This is a genomic window from Arthrobacter sp. TJ-217, from assembly GCF_058269255.1.
Window position 1 is genome coordinate 127,383 of record NZ_JBZCNJ010000003.1, and the last position, 14,158, is coordinate 141,540.

The following is a 14,158-nucleotide window of genomic DNA, read 5'->3' on the forward strand; positions in this document are numbered from 1 at the left end:
AGAAAAGGCGCCTCCCGGAAGCGGGGGCGCCTTTTCTGTGTCCGGCCGGTGGACGTATCACCGGCCGGCGGGGATGGCGGGTTGTCTGGTGGCGGTGCTAGCCGACCTGGTGGAGCCAGCGGACCGGGGCACCCTCGGCGGCGTGCCGGAAGGGCTCGAGCTCCTCGTCCCAGGACTCTCCAAGCGCGAGCGAGAGTTCGTGGTAGACGGCCGAGGGGTCGCCCGCTCCGGCTTCATAGGCGTAACGGATGCGGTCCTCGGACACCATGATGTTCCCGTGGACGTCGGTTGTGGCGTGGAAGATCCCGAGCTCGGGGGTGTGGGACCAGCGTCCTCCGTCGACCCCGGCGCTCTGTTCCTCGGTCACCTCGTAGCGGAGGTGGGCCCACCCGCGGAGGGCGGAGGCCAGCTGCGCTCCCGAGCCCTGGGGTCCGACCCAGGAGAGCTCGGCTCGGTGCATTCCGGGCGCGGCAGGCTGCGGCCTCCACTCGAGGTCGGCCCGCTTGTCGAGGACCGAGCCAATGGCCCACTCGACATGAGGGCACAACGCAGAAGGAGCCGAGTGCACGTACAAAACGCCGCGCGCCATCACAACAGACATTCCATCCTCCATAGCTTTAGGTACGTCTTCCCCTACGACCCTCATGCTGAAGTAATGGTTTGCTGTTCGCTTCCAGTGGTGTCGACATCCGAAATTGATAGACGCCGGATGACTAGTCTTCATTGTGCCGTACAAGTTCCGATAACGCCACTGTAACTACTCGCCAAAATCGAAAAACTACTTGGTTTTCGTTTGGGACCCTGTCAAAGTCAATGCGCTCACTATTATGCGCTGTTGAATTTCGGGCGTTCGGGTGCGTTGTTGACGGAAGTGTGATCAGGCGCGAGGATGCGACTGCTCGTAGCTCCGGCGGAGCCGGTCCACTGAGACATGGGTGTAGAGCTGGGTGGTGGCGAGGCTGCTGTGCCCGAGAATTTCCTGAACAGCCCGCAGGTCCGCCCCGCCGTCAAGCAGGTGGGTAGCCGCGCTGTGCCGAAGGGCGTGGGGTCCCGAGGCTGACGTTCCGCCAAGGTCGGCGAAGATTCTCTGCAGCAGGTGCCGAACCGTCCTCTGGTCGATGCGCCCTCCCCTGAGCCCCAGGAAGACGGCGGGCCCGCTTGCGGAGGTGGAGAACTGCGGGCGGCCCCGGCGCAGCCACGCATCGAGGGCATGGGCGGCCGGCACGCCGAAGGGAACCGTCCGCTCCTTGTCCCCTTTGCCAATGACCCGCAGCGTGCGCCGTTCCATATTCAGGTCGTCGATGTCCAACCCCGTCAGCTCTCCGACCCGGATGCCGGTGCCGTAGAGGATCTCCACGAGGGCCCGTGCCTGCAGTGCGCCGCCTTCGCCCTCTTCGGCCGCCGCGGACAGCGACGCGAAGATGCTGTCGAGCTGGGCGCGGGTCAGGACGTGCGGAAGCGATTTTTCCCGCTTGGGTGCCCTCAGGCGCAGGGCAGGATTCGTCTCAAGAAGACCCTCGTTCACGGCCCACGCCATGAAGCTTCTCGCCGTCGCGGCCCTGCGGGCAATGGTTGCCCGCGCCAGCCCGGAACCGTCGAGGCTCCCAAGCCATCCGCGGAAGTGCCGCAGTTCGATGTCCTCGAGCCGCTCGGCACCCTGCGCCTGGGCGAAGCGGAACAGCTGCTCGAGATCGGTTGTGTAGGCCCGCAGCGTGTGGGCCGACCGGTTCCGCTCTGCCGACAAGTGAAGGCGGTAGGCGTCGACCGCCTCCCGAAAGGAGGTCGGCAGGGCCGGTACAGCGACGTCGCTGCTGGAGGGTGGAGCGGCCATGTCCCTCCTTTCGGGTCTCGAGGCGGTGTCGAAGCTTCAGCGCGGCGTGGGGCGGGGTGCGGGCAAGGCCGGAACGTTCACTGTGGTTCCCATTGTTCCATTCCGGAAGGTGGTGCCACGCAACGCCATATTGTGCCGCTGAGTTTTATTATTCGGCTCAGGGTCATTATGCTGCCCCGGAATTGAATTCGCGGATTCAAGGACGAGGAGGAATTGTTTGGCCTCCACCCCGGCGGCGTAGCCGGTCAAGGTGCCCCTGCCGGAGACGACCCTGTGTCCGGGGATGAGGATGGACAGCGGGTTCAGGCGTATCGCTGCTCCGACAGCCCTGCCCATGGCGGGGTTCCCAAGCAGGGCAGCCACGCTTCGATAGGTGCGTGTCTCGCCGTAGGGAATCTCAAGGACGGCGTCCCACACCCGGTGCTGGAAGCCCGTTCCGGTCGGGTCCATGGGCAGATCGAAGCGCCGCCGGGCACCCGAGAAGTACTCCTCCAACTGGATGGCCGCTGCCGCAAGCAGCTCGGCGGCGGCCGTTGGAGGCCCGTCGTCGAGTCGTTTCCCGAGGAGGACCTCCCCCGGTGGCGGGTCGTGCCGCAGGTGGTAGATGCCCACGAGCTTTCCCTCGGCGGCGACGAGGAAGAGGTCGCCGACCGGGCTCTGGATTCTGCGGTGTTCCCTCATGTCGTTTTCCCTTCTGTGATGTGTGGCTCTCCGCTGCCGCGAATGGGGAGCCCCGTGCCGCGGATCGAAGCATTCATGAAGCGGGCGGATGGGGGCTAGTCAGGATCTCGTTGTTCTTCGCCACCCGCCCGCGTTCCGTGAGGCGAGTCCCTCAATTTCCAGCCGGGCGAGGCCTGCGAGGACATCCCTTTCGCTCACCCCTGCGACTGTTGCGAGCTTCTCAACGGTTGAGGACACCCGGACCGGCAGCGCATCGAGGACGAGCAGGTCCGGCACTGTCAGTCCGTCATGGTCCCGGGGTGGGGTGTCAGGTTCCGGTGCCGGCGCGGCCCCGATCGGACCGGCGAGCTCGGCCACTTCCGCGGCGTCGGTGACGCAGACGGCGCTGCCGTCGCGCAGCAGGCGGTGGCACCCGGCGGAGTTGGCGGAATAGACCGATCCCGGAACGGCACCAACCGAGCGTCCCAGCCCTGCCGCATGGTGGGCGGTGTTCAGGGCTCCGGAGCGCCAGCGGGCCTCGACGACGACGGTCACCGCGCTGAGCGCCGCGATCAGCCGGTTCCGCTGGAGGAATCTCCACCGGGTGGGTGATGATCCGGGAGGTACCTCGGACACGAGCAGCCCCTCCTCCGCAATGCCGCGCAGCAGCTCCTCGTTCCCGGCCGGATAGTAGCGGTCAACCCCGCAGGCCAGCACGGCCAGTGTCGGCGGACGTGCTGGACCGGAGGCCACGGCGAGGGCCGCCCGATGCGCCTGGGCATCGATGCCGTAGGCGCCGCCGGACATCACTGAGTATCCGCGGCCAACCAGTCCGGCCGCGAGGTCCGCGACCACGGCCGTTCCGTAGTTCGTGCTGTCGCGCGAGCCGACCAGGGCAACCGTCCGGTTCAGGGCAGGCAACGCCGCCCGCCCGCGAACCCAGAGGCACAGCGGAGCGGAGAGTTGCAGGTCGGCCAGCGCCTCAGGCCATTCCGCCGACTCCGGGGTCAGCAGCCTGCCGCCAAGCCTGTCCAGGGTGGCAAGGTCGCGCTCCGGCGCCAGATCCCTGCGCCGCGGTGCCCAGCGTTCGAGCGCTTCGGCCAGGATCTTCCCGGCGCCAACCCCGGGGGAAAGGTACTCGGTGAGTTCGCGCTGCAACTCGCGGCCCGGCTTCGCGGCGCCGGTGGCTATCCGCAGCGCGTCGACGGGCCCTGCGGCGGCCGTGAGCGCCAGTCCGACGGCGTCCGAGGGTTCGAAGAGCCGGGAGAGGGCAGCCCTGGCAGTGAGCGGTGAAGGATCCGGGGACATATTCACGCCGCCTGCTCCTGCAGACGGAACCCGAGGGCCAGGCCGACGTCATCGGCATCGGGCGAGGTGTGGCCGCCGAGGTCGGCGATGGTCCAGGCGACCCGCAGTACGCGGTCCCAGCCCCGGGCGCTCACCAGGTTGCGTTCGAGGGCCCGGTCCAGGGCCGCAGTGACGGAGCGGGCGAGCCCGAGGTCGGTTCGCAGGACGCGTCCGCGCACCTCGGCGTTGGTCGAGCAGCCCCACGGTGCAAGCCGCTGCGCCTGCGCCGCTCGCGCCGAGGCAACGCGCCGCGCCACGACAGCGCTTGTCTCGGCGGTGCCGCCGCCCACGTAGTCGTTCAACGCGACCCGGTGCACAACGAGCTGCAGGTCGACGCGGTCGAGCAACGGACCGGACAACCGGTGGAAATACCGCCTGCGCTGCTGTGCGGTGCACATGCATTCCACCCCCTTGCCGTGGGCGAGACCGCAGGGGCATGGATTGGAGGCCAGCACGAGCTGGAACCGGGCCGGGTAGGCGGCCGTGCCGGCGGAGCGGTGCAGAACAAGGGTTCCGCTCTCCAGCGGCTCCCGCAGCGCTTCAAGAACGCGGCGCTCGTACTCGGGTGCCTCGTCGAGGAACAGGACGCCCCGGTGGGCGCGTGAGGCCGCCCCGGGCCGGGGAATCCCGCTTCCCCCGCCGATGATCGCCGCCGTGGTGGCCGTGTGGTGTGGGTTTTCGAAGGGAGGACGGCGGCGCAGGGAATCACACGGGACGTCTCCGCTCAGCGAGTGGATGGCCGTGACCTCCATCGCGTGCTCGTCGCTGAGATCGGGAAGGATGCCCGGCAGCCGCTCGGCAAGCATCGTTTTGCCGGCACCGGGCGGTCCGACCATCATCAGGTGGTGCGCCCCCGCCGCGGCGACCTCGACGGCGAACCGGGCCTCGGCCTGCCCTGCGATCTCGGACATGTCTCGGAGGGGCTGCGGCGGTGGCCCGGCCCCAGGCCGGCCCTGCGCGGGCGGCCCGGCGGGCGGCGGAAGGTGCACCGTGGCAGGGTCGGCCCCGAAGGCGAGGAAGACCTCACCGAGGGAAGTGAACGCGCGCACCTCGGCACCGGGGACAAGCGCCGCCTCGGCATGGTTTCCAGCGGCCACGACAATCCGGGGGTGGTCTGCCCGGACCGCGGCCATCACTGCGGGAAGGACGCCGCGGACGGGCCGGAGCTGTCCATCGAGGCCGAGTTCGGCGAGGAAGACGGTGTCCGAGCACCCGCGGACATCACCGGCGGCGGCAAGGGCCGACATTACGATGGCCAGATCGAACGCCGATCCCCGCTTGGGCAGTGACGCCGGAATCAGATTGACCGTGATCTTGCGCCGGCTCAGGGGAAGCCCAGCGTTCCGCGCGGCGGCCCGGATCCGGTCCTTGGCCTCGTTGAGGGAGGCATCTGGAAGTCCGAGCAGCACGAAGGCGGGAAGGCTTTGGCCGATGTCGGCCTCGACCTCCACGAGGTGGCCGTTGAGTCCGACGAGGGCAATGGAGTAGGTGCGCCCCAGCATCCTCAGACCACTCCCCTTAGGTGATCGATCCGCGGCCGGCCCGACCCGTCATCGAGCACCGCGACCGCATCGATGCGGATCCCGGCGAACCGCTGCCCGTGTGCCCTGGCCCACTTCGAGGCCAGCACGAACAACCGCTGGAGCTTCTCGGCGCCGATCGCCTCGAACGGGTGGCCGTAATCCTCCGAGGACCGGGTCTTCACCTCAACAATCACGAGCGTCGACCCCTCAACGGCCACCAGGTCGATCTCCCCCACCGGGCACCGCCAATTGCGGTCAACGATCTGCAAGCCCTCCCGCTCGAGGAACTCCGCGGCGGCCGCCTCACCCGCCCGGCCCAGCTGATCCTTCGCCAGCATCTCACCACCTCCACACCCCAGCCTGAAGGCGGCCGCGCCGCCGGTGCCGGACCGACAGCCCTATGTGCACAACCAGCGCAACCAGCCCGCTGTGGAGGAAAAGTCGACCCGTCCCGGTGAAGAGCAGGCCGCCGGGCACGCTCCTCGCAGCGGCCTTATACGCCCCGGTTTCCGGGCGGGGAAGCATTAGCAGCGGGGGTCTTTGTCGTTGCCCGCACTTTTTGCCCTGCCTACCGTTGAGGGGTACGGAGCGAGGATCGGGGGAGGTGAATTCATGGACAGAAGAAACCTGAAGAGCATGCCGGCGGTCCTGGGCATCAGCGCACTCCTTCTGGTGGGCTGCGGCGGAGGCGGCGGAGAAGATGCACCGGCCGAGGAAGCGCCCCAGCAGCAGACGACAACCCTCGAGACCCCTGATGGAACGGAAACCGCATCCTGCGGGCCGACCACCGGAGCGGGAACCGAGACCGAAGCCACGGACGAAGAAACCGGGCTGGGGGGACCGGCACCGGAGACTGAGGTAACCGAGTCCCCAGGCACCGGCGAAGACGGTGAAGGCGGCGGAACCGGGACCGAAGGCGGGGAACCACGCGGCGGCGAAGGAACGGGCGGTACCGAGACCGGTGGTGCTGAAGCAGGCAGCACGGAAGCGGCAACCGAAGGCACCGGTGACGGCGGTGACGTGGTTGATGCGTGCCAGCCGATCAGCAATGCGACGGGCCCCGGCGGCACCGAAACCGGCGGCACCGGCGCCGAGACCGCCGAGGCGGAAACCGAGACCGAAGGCGGCTGATCCGCTTTCCATACCAGGGCAGCCGCCCTTCCGTCAGGGCCCCTCCAGCGATTCGGGAGGGGCCCTGGCGGCAATTCCGCCGGTTCCGGCCGCCGGTTCAGCAGGCCCGTGCCAGTAAACCCGTTGCGGCACCGACTGGTGATTAGGACCGAGGGCCGCCGCATCAAGAGTCGCGGGCGCCGGATGCACAAGTCAGAAGGTGAACAGGTCTGTGGTTGAACGAGTCTTAGGGTGAATCATGAGCACACCGCCCCCGCCCCGTGTCCGGCAGCTTCGCCTCGTCGTCGAGGCCGAGGACTACGAGGAGGCCCTCGCGTTCTACCGTGATGTCCTTGGCCTTCCCGAGGAAGAGGCGTTCGAGGGCGAGGACGGCGCGCGCGTCACCATCCTCGACGCCGGCCGGGCCACCCTCGAACTCTCCAATCCGGCCCAGGTGCGCTTCATCGACAGAGTGGAGGCGGAGGGGCAGCCCAGCCGGAAGCTTCGGGTGGCACTCGAGGTGGCGGACTCGGCGACGGCGACCCGCGACGCCGTGAACTCCGGGGCGGAACTGGTTGCCGCCCCGCGGGAAACGCCGTGGCGGTCGCTGAACTCCCGGCTCAACGCCCCGGGCGGCCTCCAGCTCACGCTCTTCCAGGAACTCGATGAACCCGCGGACCATTCCGGCCCCCGGGACGCCGTGGACGGGGATTCCAAGGCGGCGGATTCCGAGGCAAGCGGCTCCGGTGAATGGGGTCCGGAAGAGGCGGGTCTCTAGTACGCTTGCTGGCTATCAATCCCCTCCGCCAACTGCAGGAAGGAAAGGCAATGACTCCGATTGGCGACAAGCTCACCGGTGGATCCGAGGCCGACAACCTTGAGCAGCAGGAACCGGCCGTTCCGGATTCCGCCGACGACACGTACAGCGTCAGGGGCGAGGCGACCGGTCTGGGCACCGGCGGCTCCGAGGCGGATCTGCTTGAGCAGGCGGCCGCAGTCCCGGACGACGGGGACAGCGACTACCCGCGCGGCGACGAAGACGAGCCGTAAGCGCAAGACAGTTATGGACCAAAGGAACGCCCACTACTGAAACCCGCGAGACGCGGTCATTGAAACCGGGCTAACCACCCAGGGTGCCGTCCTTGGGCAGGGCAATATCGTCGGACTTCGCGAGCTCCTCGACGTTCACGTCCTTGAACGTGATGACCCGGACATTCTTGACGAAGCGGGCTGAACGGTAGACGTCCCACACCCATGCATCCTGAAGGGTCAGGTCGAAGTACACCTCGCCGTCAGCGGACCGGGCCTGAAGGTCGACGTGGTTGGCAAGGTAGAACCGCCGCTCCGTCTCGACGACGTAGCTGAACAGACCGACGACGTCGCGGTACTCCCGGTACAGCTGGAGCTCCATGTCGGTTTCGTAGTTCTCAAGATCTTCGGCGCTCATGTGTCAATCATCCCCCAATTCCGAGGCTCGGCAGGTCCGGCCTTTCGGTACTTCCCAGCCGCCACGACCTGCGGTGGTATTCACTGGCTCCGGTGGCGTCGATTGCCGCGCGGTGCGTGGCGGTCGCGTACCCCTTGTTGACGTCCCAGCCGTAGCCCGGATGGTCCCGGGCCAGCGCGATCATCATCGCATCGCGTTCCACCTTCGCCAAAACGCTTGCTGCGGCAACGCTCAGGCACTGGAGATCGGCCTTGATCCGAGTGTGCACCGGAGCGTCGCAGCCGGGGCTCGCATCGGCTTCACCGAAGAGGGAACCCTGGCCGTTCGCCGAAAGCCAATCATGGTTGCCGTCGAGGATCACTGCCTGCGGACGCACCGTCTCGAGCACCTGGGTCCACGCCCGGTTCCCGGCTGCGCGCAGCGCTTCCATCAGCCCTACGGCGTCAATCTCCGCGGCGCTGGCGTGGCCGACGCCGTAGGCGGCCGCCCACCTGCGGATCCGCGGTACGAGGGCTTCGCGCTCAGCCGGTGCGAGCAGTTTGCTGTCGCGCACTCCGCGCAGGCCTTTCACCGCCTCGAGGTCGATGACGACGAGGCCCACCGATACGGGTCCGGCCAGCGCACCGCGGCCCACTTCGTCGCACCCGGCGATGTACCGGTGGCCGGCCTGGGTGAACGAGCGTTCGAGGGTCAGGCTTGGGGCCTTGGTCCGGGCGGCGGTGCGGATCGGGCTCACTTCGCGCCTGTCGCCGCTTCCGCTGGTTCGGGGATGCCGTCGAAGACCTCGGGGTAGTTCCCCAGAACTCCCGCACGGCCCAGCGGCCAGGCAATCACTGCCGCTTTGCCTTCGATGTCGTCGACGTCGATGAATCCGGCGCCTTCCTTGTCCTGGTTGGCCCGCGAATCGGCCGATGCGTTGCGGTGGTCGCCCATGACCCAGATCTTGCCCTCGGGAACTGTCACGTCGAACGGAACGTCGGAGGGGCTTGCTCCGGTGAACAGGTACGGCTCGTTGAGGGGTTCCCCGTTGACGGTGACCCTTCCGTCCGCGTCGCAGCAGACAACCCGGTCGCCGGCGAGCCCGATCACGCGCTTCACGAGGTGCTGCTGGGACTGGTCGGGTGCCAGGCCGACGAAGACCAGCGCTTCGGCGAGCCAGTTCTGCTCGGTTTCCTGCTGCACCTGGTCCGGGAGCCAGCCCTCGGTATCGCGGAAGACCACGATGTCGCCGCGCTGAAGACCGAACGGCTCCGGGACAAGCTGGTTGACGAAGATCCTGTCGTCGATCTGGAGGGTGTTTTCCATCGACCCCGACGGGATGAAGAACGCACGGAAGAGGAAGGTCTTGATGAGGAAGGAGAGAACGAGGGCGATGATCACGATCGTGGCGATTTCCCTGAGCCAGCTCCCGAAGCCCCGGGCGGCCCCGCCCTTCCGCGATCCGCCCTTCGCCGACGCGGCGGTCGGCTCGGAAGCAGCGGAGGAGGAATCCGCCGGCTGCGAAGCGTCGGCATCATCGGGGGACTTCCCCTGGAAGTGTCGTGCCATGCGCTGATTCCTCTGCTCAGTGGCCGGCTGGGCTGCCGTACCGTCGTCCATACTCACTGTCCGTGCTCAATTCGTTTCAAGAAGTTTCCTACCCCGCGGGCCGGTCGATCGGCCGTGCCCTGTCGGGCGGCCAGATGAGCTGGACGGCCCGGCCCAGAACCCGGTCGGTTGAGACAAGCCCGCCGCCGGGCGCTCCGAGGAGGGACCGCGAGTCGACGGACTGGGAGCGGTGGTCACCCATCAACCACAACCTACCCTCTGGGACCACAACGTCGAAGCGTATTTCGCTTGGCGCATCACCGGCATAAACGTACGGTTCCTCGGAGGCGTGCCCGTTGACGGAAACCAGGCCGTCATCGGTGCAGCACGCAACCCGGTCACCTGCCACTCCAATGACGCGTTTGACGTAGACGGTGTCGCTGCCGCTGATCCCCAGCCACTGCCCAAGCGCCGCCCCGGCTTTCGCGGCGGGGCTGCGGTCCTCGGTGATCGGAGCGAGCGATCCCCTCCCATCGAACACCACAACGTCACCCCGGTGGATTCCGCCGTCGCTGCCCCCGGTCTTGCTGACCAGCACCCGGTCGCCTTCGGCGAGCAGCGGCTCCATCGACGCCGAGGGGATGAAGTAGACGTCGATGACCGTCATCCGCAGGATTCCGGCCAGGATGACGGCGAGAACGGCCGCCGGTAGCACAAAACGCCAGCCCCGAAACCTGGGCCGGCGTTTTGCGTGTTCCCCGGCGGAATGCCGGGAAACTGATTCTTCGGGTGCCAAAGAGAATTACTTGACCGTCTTGGGGTCGCGCTTTTCCTTGATCTTGGCAGCCTTGCCGCGGAGATCGCGCATGTAGTAAAGCTTTGCGCGGCGGACGTCACCCTTGGAGACGACCTCGATCTTGTCGAGGACCGGGGAGTGAACCGGGAAGGTACGCTCCACACCGACACCGAAGCTGACCTTGCGGACGGTGAAGGTTTCGCGGATGCCGTCACCCTGGCGTCCGAGAACGAAGCCCTTGAAGATCTGAACACGGGTGTTCTTGCCTTCAATGATGTTCACGTGGACGTTGATGGTGTCGCCGGCGCGGAAGTCCGGGATGTCGTTCCGGAGTGATCCGGTGTCGACCATGTCGAGAATATGCATTTTTATACTCCTGGTGAACGCCACAGGTCATTCACGTTGGTCACAGCGGTCAAGGCCGGTGAAGCAGGGCAATTACCGCCGAAGAAGAGATACCGGCTGCGCCGATGCTCGGGGCCGGCGTGCCTGGCTGTTGACTGCGCTCCCCCTGTGGCAGGGGCCCGTCCAGCAGGCACAAGCCCCAATTATTCCACACCCTCCGCGGGAGGAGCTAATCCCGCGGCTCGGCCCGCGGAACAAGCCGCCCGTCAACGACGTCGATGCCCGCCCGTTCCAGCGCGGCGCGGTCATCCTTGCTCAAGGAGGCGGCGTCCACGGCCTCGAGCAGGTCCGGGCGCCGGGCTGCCGTCCGGAGGAACTGCTCGGTGCGCCGGAACTGGGCGATCTTGGCGTGGTTGCCGCTCAGCAGCACCGGAGGGATGCCCCGGCCCCTCCAGAATGACGGTTTCGTGTAGACGGGGTATTCGAGCAGCCCGTCCGCGTGGGACTCCTCGACGAGGGATACGGGGTTGCCCACGACCCCGGGGATGAGCCGCCCGACGGCCTCGACGATGGCGAGCACCGCCACCTCACCGCCGTTGAGGACATAGTCGCCGAGGCTGACGGGCAGTACGTCATAGGCCTCGGAGGCCCAGTCGAGCACGCGCTCGTCGATGCCCTCGTACCGTCCGCAGGCGAAGACCAGATGCTCGCGCCCGGCGAACTCGTGGGCCATCGCCTGGTTGAACACTGCCCCGGCGGGTGAAGGCACGATGAGCACCGGGCGGGCGCCTCCGGGGCTCTCCCCCGCGATCGCGTTGAGGGCCTGAGCCCAGGGCTCGGGCTTCATCACCATTCCGGCTCCGCCCCCGTAGGGGGTGTCGTCGACGGTGCGGTGCTTGTCCACCGTATAGCCACGCAGGTCGTGCACCCTCACGTCGAGCAGGCCGTCCTGCCGCGCCTTGCCGATCAGTGAGACGTCAAGGGCGGAAAGGTACTCGGGGAAGATGGTGACGATGTCGATACGCATCAGCGCCGGGCCGCCCCGGCGCCGCCGCCCGCCAGTTCGTCCCCGTCGTCGGGGGCGGAGTTGGAACCGGGCAGGTTGAGTTCGAGCAGGCCGGCGGGAGGAACGATCGTCACGTAACCGCCCTCCGGGTTCACCTCGGGGACGATCTCGCCGACGAAGGGAACAAGCACTTCGTGTCCGTCGGCCAACTCCACGATCAGCAGATCCTGGACGGCCATGGTGCGCAGGGCGGTCACCTTGCCAACGCTCTTGCCTTCGACGCGCGCCTCCAGCCCGACCAGTTCGTGCTCGTACCAGGCGTCATCGTCGTCATCATCGGCGTCGTCGCTGTCGATGAACAGGTTTCCGCCGCGCAGCGTCTCGGCCGCATTCCGGTCGGGCACCTGCTCGAATCCGACGATCAGGATCTCCTTGTTCCACCGCGCGCTGGTGACGGTGAGCTCCGGGGTGGGAATGCCTTCGGCACGGAAAACGGCTCCCGGTTCGAACCTGTCCTCGGGGGCATCGGTGAACAGCTGGACGGTTACCTCCCCGCGGATTCCGTGGGGCTTGCCTATCCTTGCGACAAGTACGTCCATGTGCGCTGCTCCTGCTGCTCTGAAGAAAAGTGAGGGAAGGGGGAAATCGAAGAGATGTTCAGGGCGTCCGGCCGGGCCCCGCCGGACGCCCCGGAAAGCAGTTCGGCCCCACCACCATCCTCTGGTGCGGGGCCGAACGGCGAAGCAGATGTACCGGAAAAACCGGCAGATCGTGAAGCTGGTGGATCGCGGCTAACCGCGGCGGCGATCCGTGTCGACGACGTCCACGCGGACGGGTTCGCCGTCGGCAAGCGCTGAGACAACGGTGCGGAGCGCCCGGGCGGTGCGGCCCTGGCGGCCGATCACCCTCCCAAGGTCCTCCTGGTGAACCCTCACTTCGAGGGTCTCGCCCCGGCGGTTGCTCTTTGCGGAAACCTGAACGTCGTCAGGGTTGTCCACAATGCCGCGGACGAGGTGCTCCAGCGCTTCGGCAAGCAACTTACTCGGCCTCGGTGGTTTCCGCGGCGTCGTCAGCGTCGGACTTCTTGGCCTTCGGCGTGATTGCCTCAGGAACGATCACCGAACCCTTTTCGGGAGCAACGAAGGCTTCCTTCGGTGCTTTCGTCCGAAGGGTACCCTCCTGCCCTTCAAGGCCCTTGAACTTCTGCCAGTCGCCGGTGATCTTCAGCAGCGCGGAGACCTGCTCGGTCGGCTGTGCGCCGACTCCGAGCCAGTACTGCGCACGGTCCGAGTTGATCTCGATGAACGAGGGCTCCTCGGTGGGGTTGTACTTACCGATTTCCTCGAGGGCACGGCCATCACGCTTGGCGCGCGCATCCATGACGACGACACGGTAGAAAGGTGCGCGGATCTTACCCATGCGCTTCAGGCGAATCTTTACGGCCACTTGTGTGGTCACTCCTTGTAAATGAAAGGGGCGAACCCCTCGTCCTGCTCCCGTGGGGCGGGCCAATCAGAGGGGTTCAAAGGACACAATTCACGCGCAGAGAGAGGGGCTGCACGGATCGAGTACGAATCTATTGTGCCAGACCGTCGGTCATTTGTGCGATTCCTGTGCCGGGCGCGCCAACCGCGACCCGGATCCGGTTGTTCCACGGGTCTGCGAAGCGCAGTTCACTGCCGGTGTGAAGGTGCTCGATCCGGGCCGCCTTCAGCCGGTCGGTCAGGGCATCGACCTCCTCGGCGCGGGGCACGCGGATGAGCACCTCGCCCAGCCCGAGGGTGTCGCGGCGGGGCCCCGCTCCCCTGCTGTTCCAGATGTTCATCGCCATGTGGTGGTGGTATCCGCCGGCGGAAACGAAAAGGGCCTGATCGTGCCAGCCGGCCGTCCGCTCAAAGCCGAGGGTTTCGACGTAGAACTTCCGGGCCGTGTCTATGTCCCCCACCTGGAGGTGGACGTGCCCGACATCGGCTGCCGACCCGGTCAGGTCGGCAACTGCCTGCTCGGTCAGGTGTTCCTCAAGGTACTGCCGGGGTGGGAGGGCGACGTTGTCCATGACGATCGTGCGCTCCTTCCCGGAACCGGTCCACTGCCACGTATCGCGGGGCTTGTCGAAGTAGAGTTCAACCCCGTTGCCTTCCGGGTCGGCGAAGTAGAAGGCCTCGCTGACGAGGTGGTCGGCGCTTCCGACGTACCGGCCCGCGTTGTGGCGGGCAGCGGAGGCCACGGTGGCGGCGAGCCCTGCGCGGTCGGCGAACAGCAGTGCGGTGTGGAACAGGCCGGCTTCGCTCGGGGCGGGAAGGCGCAGCCCCTCGGCGGGCGCGAGATGCACGAGGGCCGTGTCGCCGCGGCCCAGATAAAGACCGTCAGCGGTTTCGGCGACGGGCTCGAGCCCCAGCGCCTCCGTGTAGTAGTCGGTCATGATCTTCCGGTTGCCGACCTTGAGCGAAACAGTGCCCATTCCGGTTCCGGCGGGCAGCAGATCCTGGTTCAGCATGAAATCCTCCTCGTGGTGACGTCCTTACCGGTACAACTAGTTGAAGATTCAACTTATTCCGGAAGGGCG

The 14,158-nt window shown here is 67.1% G+C and carries 19 protein-coding genes; 3 read left to right on the top strand and 16 right to left on the bottom strand.

The features are described from left to right. Positions 1-97: 97 nt before the first annotated feature. From AC4D2R_RS06430 to AC4D2R_RS06455, 6 genes are all read right to left on the bottom strand, one after another. Positions 98-601: a DUF3145 domain-containing protein gene (locus AC4D2R_RS06430; protein ID WP_490938600.1), complete on the bottom strand. Its 504-nt coding sequence runs from the start codon at positions 599-601 to the stop codon at positions 98-100. A gap of 276 nt (positions 602-877) precedes the next feature. Continuing rightward, positions 878-1,831: a tyrosine recombinase XerC gene (locus AC4D2R_RS06435; protein WP_490938602.1), complete on the bottom strand. Its 954-nt coding sequence runs from the start codon at positions 1,829-1,831 to the stop codon at positions 878-880. Positions 1,832-1,867: 36 nt separating this feature from the next. Further along, complete coding sequence (locus tag AC4D2R_RS06440; protein WP_490938604.1) at positions 1,868-2,512, bottom strand: methylated-DNA--[protein]-cysteine S-methyltransferase; 645 nt, start codon at positions 2,510-2,512, stop codon at positions 1,868-1,870. Between the two features lie 99 nt (positions 2,513-2,611). After that, positions 2,612-3,799 (bottom strand): DNA-processing protein DprA, encoded by a 1,188-nt coding sequence (dprA, locus tag AC4D2R_RS06445; protein ID WP_490939066.1) that lies wholly within the window; start codon positions 3,797-3,799, stop codon positions 2,612-2,614. A gap of 2 nt (positions 3,800-3,801) precedes the next feature. Then, positions 3,802-5,340 carry a YifB family Mg chelatase-like AAA ATPase gene (locus tag AC4D2R_RS06450; protein WP_490938605.1) on the bottom strand — a complete coding sequence of 513 codons (1,539 nt, stop codon included), beginning with the start codon at positions 5,338-5,340 and terminating at the stop codon, positions 3,802-3,804. A 2-nt stretch (positions 5,341-5,342) separates the two neighbouring features. Continuing rightward, positions 5,343-5,699: a YraN family protein gene (locus AC4D2R_RS06455; protein ID WP_490938607.1), complete on the bottom strand. Its 357-nt coding sequence runs from the start codon at positions 5,697-5,699 to the stop codon at positions 5,343-5,345. Between the two features lie 274 nt (positions 5,700-5,973). Between AC4D2R_RS06455 and AC4D2R_RS06460 the strand changes: the two genes are divergently transcribed. The 3 genes from AC4D2R_RS06460 to AC4D2R_RS06470 all read left to right on the top strand — a co-directional run bounded on the left by AC4D2R_RS06460 (position 5,974) and on the right by AC4D2R_RS06470 (position 7,521). Next, the gene (locus tag AC4D2R_RS06460) at positions 5,974-6,492 is read left to right on the top strand and encodes a hypothetical protein (protein WP_490938609.1); all 519 of its coding nucleotides are present in this window, start codon (positions 5,974-5,976) and stop codon (positions 6,490-6,492) included. Positions 6,493-6,730: 238 nt separating this feature from the next. Next, entirely contained in the window at positions 6,731-7,249 is a 519-nt protein-coding gene (locus AC4D2R_RS06465) for a VOC family protein (protein WP_490938611.1), read from the top strand. A 50-nt stretch (positions 7,250-7,299) separates the two neighbouring features. Beyond that, positions 7,300-7,521, top strand: coding sequence for an Rv3202a family protein (locus AC4D2R_RS06470; RefSeq protein ID WP_490938613.1), 222 nt, complete (start codon positions 7,300-7,302; stop codon positions 7,519-7,521). Between the two features lie 70 nt (positions 7,522-7,591). On the opposite strand, the gene AC4D2R_RS06475 is transcribed toward AC4D2R_RS06470, so the two are convergent. The 10 genes from AC4D2R_RS06475 to AC4D2R_RS06520 all read right to left on the bottom strand — a co-directional run bounded on the left by AC4D2R_RS06475 (position 7,592) and on the right by AC4D2R_RS06520 (position 14,089). Continuing rightward, positions 7,592-7,918: a DUF2469 domain-containing protein gene (locus tag AC4D2R_RS06475; RefSeq protein ID WP_490899995.1), complete on the bottom strand. Its 327-nt coding sequence runs from the start codon at positions 7,916-7,918 to the stop codon at positions 7,592-7,594. 7 nt (positions 7,919-7,925) lie between these two features. Next, positions 7,926-8,654: a ribonuclease HII gene (gene rnhB, locus AC4D2R_RS06480; protein WP_490938615.1), complete on the bottom strand. Its 729-nt coding sequence runs from the start codon at positions 8,652-8,654 to the stop codon at positions 7,926-7,928. Continuing rightward, positions 8,651-9,466 carry a signal peptidase I gene (gene lepB, locus AC4D2R_RS06485; RefSeq protein WP_490938618.1) on the bottom strand — a complete coding sequence of 272 codons (816 nt, stop codon included), beginning with the start codon at positions 9,464-9,466 and terminating at the stop codon, positions 8,651-8,653. Before lepB (AC4D2R_RS06485) ends, rnhB begins: the two co-directional genes overlap by 4 nt. 88 nt (positions 9,467-9,554) lie before the next feature. Beyond that, positions 9,555-10,160 carry a signal peptidase I gene (gene lepB, locus AC4D2R_RS06490; protein ID WP_490938620.1) on the bottom strand — a complete coding sequence of 202 codons (606 nt, stop codon included), beginning with the start codon at positions 10,158-10,160 and terminating at the stop codon, positions 9,555-9,557. Between the two features lie 87 nt (positions 10,161-10,247). Further along, positions 10,248-10,607, bottom strand: a complete 360-nt coding sequence (gene rplS / locus AC4D2R_RS06495) for a 50S ribosomal protein L19 (protein WP_490899991.1) — start codon at positions 10,605-10,607, stop codon at positions 10,248-10,250. A 208-nt stretch (positions 10,608-10,815) separates the two neighbouring features. Further along, a complete protein-coding gene (gene trmD, locus AC4D2R_RS06500) occupies positions 10,816-11,613 on the bottom strand; it encodes a tRNA (guanosine(37)-N1)-methyltransferase TrmD (protein WP_490938622.1) in 798 nt (265 codons plus the stop codon). Continuing rightward, positions 11,613-12,191 carry a ribosome maturation factor RimM gene (gene rimM / locus AC4D2R_RS06505; protein ID WP_490938624.1) on the bottom strand — a complete coding sequence of 193 codons (579 nt, stop codon included), beginning with the start codon at positions 12,189-12,191 and terminating at the stop codon, positions 11,613-11,615. The genes trmD and rimM overlap by 1 nt, the downstream gene beginning before the upstream one ends. Before the next feature lie 192 nt (positions 12,192-12,383). Beyond that, positions 12,384-12,629: an RNA-binding protein gene (locus AC4D2R_RS06510; protein ID WP_490899988.1), complete on the bottom strand. Its 246-nt coding sequence runs from the start codon at positions 12,627-12,629 to the stop codon at positions 12,384-12,386. A 1-nt stretch (position 12,630) separates the two neighbouring features. Further along, entirely contained in the window at positions 12,631-13,038 is a 408-nt protein-coding gene (gene rpsP, locus AC4D2R_RS06515; RefSeq protein ID WP_490899987.1) for a 30S ribosomal protein S16, read from the bottom strand. A gap of 130 nt (positions 13,039-13,168) precedes the next feature. After that, positions 13,169-14,089, bottom strand: coding sequence for a VOC family protein (locus AC4D2R_RS06520; protein ID WP_490938626.1), 921 nt, complete (start codon positions 14,087-14,089; stop codon positions 13,169-13,171). Positions 14,090-14,158: the final 69 nt, after the last annotated feature.

Bases quoted from the DNA above. Each gene is read 5' to 3' on its own strand.
- AC4D2R_RS06430 (WP_490938600.1), bottom strand. From the start codon at position 601: ATGTCTGTTGTGATGGCGCGCGGCGTTTTGTACGTGCACTCGGCTCCT.
- AC4D2R_RS06435 (WP_490938602.1), bottom strand. From the start codon at position 1,831: ATGGCCGCTCCACCCTCCAGCAGCGACGTCGCTGTACCGGCCCTGCCG.
- AC4D2R_RS06440 (WP_490938604.1), bottom strand. From the start codon at position 2,512: ATGAGGGAACACCGCAGAATCCAGAGCCCGGTCGGCGACCTCTTCCTC.
- dprA (WP_490939066.1), bottom strand. From the start codon at position 3,799: ATGTCCCCGGATCCTTCACCGCTCACTGCCAGGGCTGCCCTCTCCCGG.
- AC4D2R_RS06450 (WP_490938605.1), bottom strand. From the start codon at position 5,340: ATGCTGGGGCGCACCTACTCCATTGCCCTCGTCGGACTCAACGGCCAC.
- AC4D2R_RS06455 (WP_490938607.1), bottom strand. From the start codon at position 5,699: ATGCTGGCGAAGGATCAGCTGGGCCGGGCGGGTGAGGCGGCCGCCGCG.
- AC4D2R_RS06460 (WP_490938609.1), top strand. From the start codon at position 5,974: ATGGACAGAAGAAACCTGAAGAGCATGCCGGCGGTCCTGGGCATCAGC.
- AC4D2R_RS06465 (WP_490938611.1), top strand. From the start codon at position 6,731: ATGAGCACACCGCCCCCGCCCCGTGTCCGGCAGCTTCGCCTCGTCGTC.
- AC4D2R_RS06470 (WP_490938613.1), top strand. From the start codon at position 7,300: ATGACTCCGATTGGCGACAAGCTCACCGGTGGATCCGAGGCCGACAAC.
- AC4D2R_RS06475 (WP_490899995.1), bottom strand. From the start codon at position 7,918: ATGAGCGCCGAAGATCTTGAGAACTACGAAACCGACATGGAGCTCCAG.
- lepB (WP_490938618.1), bottom strand. From the start codon at position 9,466: ATGGCACGACACTTCCAGGGGAAGTCCCCCGATGATGCCGACGCTTCG.
- rplS (WP_490899991.1), bottom strand. From the start codon at position 10,607: ATGCATATTCTCGACATGGTCGACACCGGATCACTCCGGAACGACATC.
- trmD (WP_490938622.1), bottom strand. From the start codon at position 11,613: ATGCGTATCGACATCGTCACCATCTTCCCCGAGTACCTTTCCGCCCTT.
- rimM (WP_490938624.1), bottom strand. From the start codon at position 12,191: ATGGACGTACTTGTCGCAAGGATAGGCAAGCCCCACGGAATCCGCGGG.
- AC4D2R_RS06520 (WP_490938626.1), bottom strand. From the start codon at position 14,089: ATGCTGAACCAGGATCTGCTGCCCGCCGGAACCGGAATGGGCACTGTT.